The 4,570-nt window shown below is 41.4% G+C and carries 6 protein-coding genes; 1 reads left to right on the top strand and 5 read right to left on the bottom strand.

Annotated features, from left to right (window positions below; genetic code table 11):
- The 5 genes from KO499_RS00840 to KO499_RS00815 form a co-directional block, all read right to left on the bottom strand.
- The coding region (locus KO499_RS00840) for a ParA family protein (RefSeq protein WP_215981872.1) at window positions 1-169 on the bottom strand (169 nt) is incomplete at its 3' end.
- Window positions 166-468, bottom strand: coding sequence for a transcriptional regulator KorA (locus KO499_RS00835; RefSeq protein WP_086959610.1), 303 nt, complete (start codon window positions 466-468; stop codon window positions 166-168). The genes KO499_RS00840 and KO499_RS00835, both read right to left, overlap by 4 nt.
- A gap of 117 nt (window positions 469-585) precedes the next feature.
- Window positions 586-927, bottom strand: a complete 342-nt coding sequence (gene kleE, locus KO499_RS00830) for a KleE stable inheritance protein (RefSeq protein ID WP_012774837.1) — start codon at window positions 925-927, stop codon at window positions 586-588.
- Between the two features lie 567 nt (window positions 928-1,494).
- Entirely contained in the window at window positions 1,495-2,544 is a 1,050-nt protein-coding gene (locus KO499_RS00820) for a klcB (protein WP_086959621.1), read from the bottom strand.
- A 59-nt stretch (window positions 2,545-2,603) separates the two neighbouring features.
- Window positions 2,604-3,038: an antirestriction protein gene (locus tag KO499_RS00815; protein ID WP_012774840.1), complete on the bottom strand. Its 435-nt coding sequence runs from the start codon at window positions 3,036-3,038 to the stop codon at window positions 2,604-2,606.
- Window positions 3,039-3,760: 722 nt separating this feature from the next.
- On the opposite strand from KO499_RS00815, the gene KO499_RS00810 reads away from it, so the two are divergent.
- Window positions 3,761-4,525 carry a replication initiation protein gene (locus KO499_RS00810; RefSeq protein ID WP_012774841.1) on the top strand — a complete coding sequence of 255 codons (765 nt, stop codon included), beginning with the start codon at window positions 3,761-3,763 and terminating at the stop codon, window positions 4,523-4,525.
- Window positions 4,526-4,570 lie beyond the last annotated feature (45 nt).

Raw genomic sequence — 4,570 nt, 5'->3', positions numbered from 1 at the left:
TAACTCCTTCAACACAGAATTGATCCAATGTGTAAGAAACATTACCCTGAGTATCAAGGTCGATCACAGCGACCTTCTTTCCTCGCTCTTGAAAATCAAAAGCAAGATGCACGACGGTTGCAGATTTACCAACCCCGCCTTTTTGGTTCGCTACGACCGCTGATTTCATCCCTTGTTTCCCCTTTTCTTTTTTGCGTCCTCGGCCCACTTCTTGACGATGAACGCTTGATGTTCCGGCAGTATTGCCGTTATTCGCTCGTATCCTTCCGGCGCTTGTGCCGTGTGAGCTTCCCATACCCTCTTGACGGCTTGTGATACCGCCCCCTTCGTCACTCCCAACAACGTCACAAATTCGGTTTGAGGTTTTCCCTCTACTAAGACCCCGTGCGCTATCTGTAGTGTTTGAGGTCCCACTTCCAAACTCTTGATTGCAGCCTGAAATTGAGACTCTGTTAGCCTTTTCTTCATGGATTGCACCCATATAAACCCCACACCCTAATTGTAAAAATTTGACGGTGACAGCCGCCTAACTCAAAAAAAGTATAGCTAAACTTTATTATAGGGTCAATACTTTAGCGGCTAAAATTACGTATCTTTTGGCCTATATATCGAGACAAAGTAAGTAAGTAGTGTTAGCGCGAGAAAATGCGCGAAGAACGTCCATCCAGCGTGAACTTCTGGATTATCCCAATAATAAAAGGCTCGAATAGCCTGGAAAAACACATTAATGGACACAATCCATTTAAGAACGGGCCAAATCAAAACAGTTGTAATCCAGATCCAACGTACAATGGCCGCAAAGAATCGCCCTTTCTTAGCGGGTTTCTGCGGCTTAGTATCTGATACTTTATTAACTTGTTGTTCATGTTCAGGTGGGGAATTGGAACCCGTAGGCCCAACTTTGGGAAACTTCACTACGTTTGACATTTTCTTGACCCTCCACGCTATCCGTGCTCCAATTATCTATTGCTCACTATTCGGGACCACACCCTAACGAGCAACAGGTTTGGTGTGACAGCGCCGGACCAAGCGCCTCGGTTATCACCGAGGCGTTATCTATTTAATCTCAACCCAACGCAATTCTATTTATAGTCATCGACATATCTCGGTTTATGACCTTGATGATTTATCCGGCCTTAACCTGCACGATAGGACATATTGCCCTAACAAGTCAAGTTAAATTTTTCGGTAAATCGAAATAAATTTTAGCCGCTAAAATGTGATTCTGCTAATTACGATTCTTTCCAAATAACTCCCAGTCCAGCCAAGTAGCAAAGTTGCCCCCAAGCTGAATATGGAATATTTGACTCTTCTCCGGTCCAACGTCGAACCGTTCGCGAGCCACTAGGCCCCAACCCTAATTTTTTCGCCGCTTGGCTACCAGTAAGCCCAGCTAAACGCAAAACCTCTCTAATTTCTTCACCTGTTGGTCGTGACCATTGTTCAGCAGGTCGAAGACACTCTAGTCTAATATTTACATTATTCATTAACTGTTTACTCCGTATCAGATACTAAACGCAATTGATTAAAAGCATAAATCGACTGCACTGCCTTGGGATCATTTTCAAGAACTCGGCTCCCCTTTCTGTTGATCCGATATGTTTCTGGCTTGTCATCATGCGCCCAAACCTGAGAAGAAGAAGAACTTACCGAAGTTATAATTACAAACTTACCAACGTCACTTTCAAAAACAGGATGATGAACACTTATAACCTGGCAACGCTGTCCAGGAATGAACTGCCTACTTTCTGGCGTTACTTTTTTGTGTTTTTCAACCTCTCGTTGAGGTTTGGAAACGACTGGAGTCGCTTCCGGTAGATTACATTCACTCTCTATTTTATCTAGCTTTTGTTGAGCCTCTTTAGCCCATTTTTTCGCGATGTATGCCTTTTGTGAAGGCAGTACCACATCAACCAAAACAAACCCTTTCGGAACGTTAACATTTGCCGGAGAACGTCTAGGAGGTGGGGTGAGCGTATCAACAAAACTAGGAAATGACGCTTTAGCCAGAACGTCTCTATACTCTGGTTTTATGTCGTGGCGTTTATCTTTTAGGTAGTCAGATAGGATAGCTTTGGCCGCTTCATCGACTGTCAATCCGTAGCACAGTTCACCAATATGCGAACGATAACCGGTTGCTGAAATAAACCATGAATCCAAATCTACAGGTCTGAATTCAAAATGCGTATTTCCCCAACTTCCCAAACTACTAAACTCTACAAGAACTCTAATCGCATCCACAACCACAACAAATTTACCTGACTGCCCCCATTTAGGAATATCGCCAGATTTAGCACTACAAAAATTATCAACAATGTTTGCTGGCGAATTATCACCATTAGCACTACCAAAAAAGCGCCCGCCGTTGAGCTTCCAAATAATCGCTTGGTACTTATCGTTCGCTTGCTTAGCCAAATCTATATTGGACGCCAAAACAGAACCATGAATTTCATCTACAAATTTGACAGCTAGATTTAGCAAATCATCACGGTCAGTTGGCATAGATGCGGCTAGTTTAGCTGCATTTTCTTCACGTTCGTTCATTTCATACATCATAATTAGAACCTGCAAAATTGCCCTGGCAATTACCAGGGCATACTTTATTAGTCGATAGCGCGTAGAATGAGAGATGACTCTTTATGCTCTTTAGCAAAGTCTCTCAGTAGGTGGTAGAGCGTTATAAACCTATCACCTAGCGCAGTCCCCTCAGATTCTCCTGCCAATTGACCAAGAGCGAACAAGGTTGCAATGATACCAGCTGCATCAGCTGACATTTCACCCGAAAACCAGTTGCTAGAAATTTCAAGAAAAAGCGATGTATCCATATTCGGCGCCATGTAATAGCCACCATTTGAAAGGGAATAGAAGTCCCAATATCCACCGTCATAATCCTCTGAAAACTTAGTCATGTAGCCCATTACATAGGCTTCGCCTCGCATCATGAAACGAGATCCAAAGAAAGTAGGGTAGAAACTTAGACGGTCTGAAAGAGCGACCTTAGAAGCAACAATAAGGGTGATTTCATTAATTGAATTCATCGGAAATTCTCCGGTTTTGACCTTGACGATATGTCCGGCCTTCGAGATATATATTAGGGCAATTTGCCCTAATTAGTCAAGCTGTAAATGTAGAAAAGAACAGTTTTATTACCTGTTTATGTTAATTAATACAGCGAGTTACAAATACTATTCTTTGGCGTGAAATTTAAGGATTTAGAGAGCTATTTCAGAATCTACGTGAGACGATAAAAAATAAAAAAAATAAAAAAATTTATTGATAGCGGAGCGTTACTCGAAGCGAGCAAAGAGCTTTCGTGCTGGCTGTGGTAAAGCTATTGATGCGTTTCTTTGCATCAATAGCTTTTCCATCAGACAAGCACCAATATCGAGTTATTCACAATGGATCACTTTCTTTTTAATAATAAAGTTTTTATAGGTTTTTAAAGAGTTTTTAGATCTTTTTAGGGGCTTGTAACATTATGTACTTAAAAGGTTTTTCGGGCTAAACAGCAACACTTTCTCCGGTAACAGCAACACTTTCTCCGTAAAACCCCTTTAAACAGCAACACTTTCTCCGGTAACAGCAACACTTTCTCCGTGCTAACAGCAACACTTTCTCCGTGGGGTCAACAACTTATCAACAGATAGTGTGGATAAGATTTGACCAGTATCCCAAAAAAGCAAAATAGCAACTTTACTTTTTTAGTTGTTGCTGTAATCATTCAAGGCACAAGAAAAATATTTGTTGGTTAGGTCTAGTTATGAAAAAGCTTAATAAATTCAGGGAACCAATCAATGTGTTTCCTGCTTCTCTTGGGGCTGCTGAACAAGATGTATTCGCCCTAGTGTTGTGTGAAATATCAAAAGTAGTGGGTTTTAATAGCACTCAAATAAAGCAATGTGATGATTTTGAAAAGAAACCGATACCTTATCAGTTTGAGTTTTCAGAAGAAGAACTGACAACGTTGTTTCAATGCTCCGTTGATAATTTGCGCAAGACAATAGAGCCAGCTGCCAAATCTCTGGTAAAGCGTGAGGTTTCGTACTCATCAGAGCGAGGTTTTGATGTTTTTTCTCCTATAGCGCGAGCTCGTTATAATATGGGACAACCATTCTTTATAGAAATGGCCCCTAGTGTTGCTGAATTGCTTGCTGAAAATGTTGAAGCTGGTTTTTCAGAAATAGATTTTAAGTTGTTCGTTTCTCTTAGTGGTCGTTATGAAAGGAGATTGCTAAAAGCGCTGTCTCAATGGAAACACAACCCTAGTAAAGAGGTTAAATTTAAAATCCAGGATTATAGAGATTATATAGGGCTTGAAGATGGTGAATATCAACGGACTGAGGCGCTTGTCAGAAAAACCATCAAGAAACCTATATCGGATATTATCGAGAAATCAGAAGGTTGCTGGGTCCCTACTGATCCAGAAAAGAAGGGCTTTCTCTTGACTCGTGAAGGAAAGGGAAGGGCGTACACGCACGTAACTCTTAAACTGCGGTACGATCCTAAAGCTGCTTTGTTGCTTTAGTGTAATGCTTCCGGTGTTAATAGATCTAACAGCAACACTTTCTCC

Source organism: Marinobacter sp. F3R08 (assembly GCF_018860425.1).
Classification (GTDB): domain Bacteria; phylum Pseudomonadota; class Gammaproteobacteria; order Pseudomonadales; family Oleiphilaceae; genus Marinobacter.
The sequence above is the reverse complement of the archived record's forward strand: the minus strand, read 5'-3'. Positions and strand labels throughout refer to the sequence as shown.

What these genes read in the sequence shown, in the direction of transcription:
- KO499_RS00835 (WP_086959610.1), bottom strand. Translation starts at nt 468, where the DNA reads ATGAAGAAAAGGCTAACAGAGTCTCAATTTCAGGCTGCAATCAAGAGT.
- kleE (WP_012774837.1), bottom strand. Translation starts at nt 927, where the DNA reads ATGTCAAACGTAGTGAAGTTTCCCAAAGTTGGGCCTACGGGTTCCAAT.
- KO499_RS00810 (WP_012774841.1), top strand. Translation starts at nt 3,761, where the DNA reads ATGAAAAAGCTTAATAAATTCAGGGAACCAATCAATGTGTTTCCTGCT.
- KO499_RS00820 (WP_086959621.1), bottom strand. Translation starts at nt 2,544, where the DNA reads ATGAACGAACGTGAAGAAAATGCAGCTAAACTAGCCGCATCTATGCCA.
- KO499_RS00815 (WP_012774840.1), bottom strand. Translation starts at nt 3,038, where the DNA reads ATGAATTCAATTAATGAAATCACCCTTATTGTTGCTTCTAAGGTCGCT.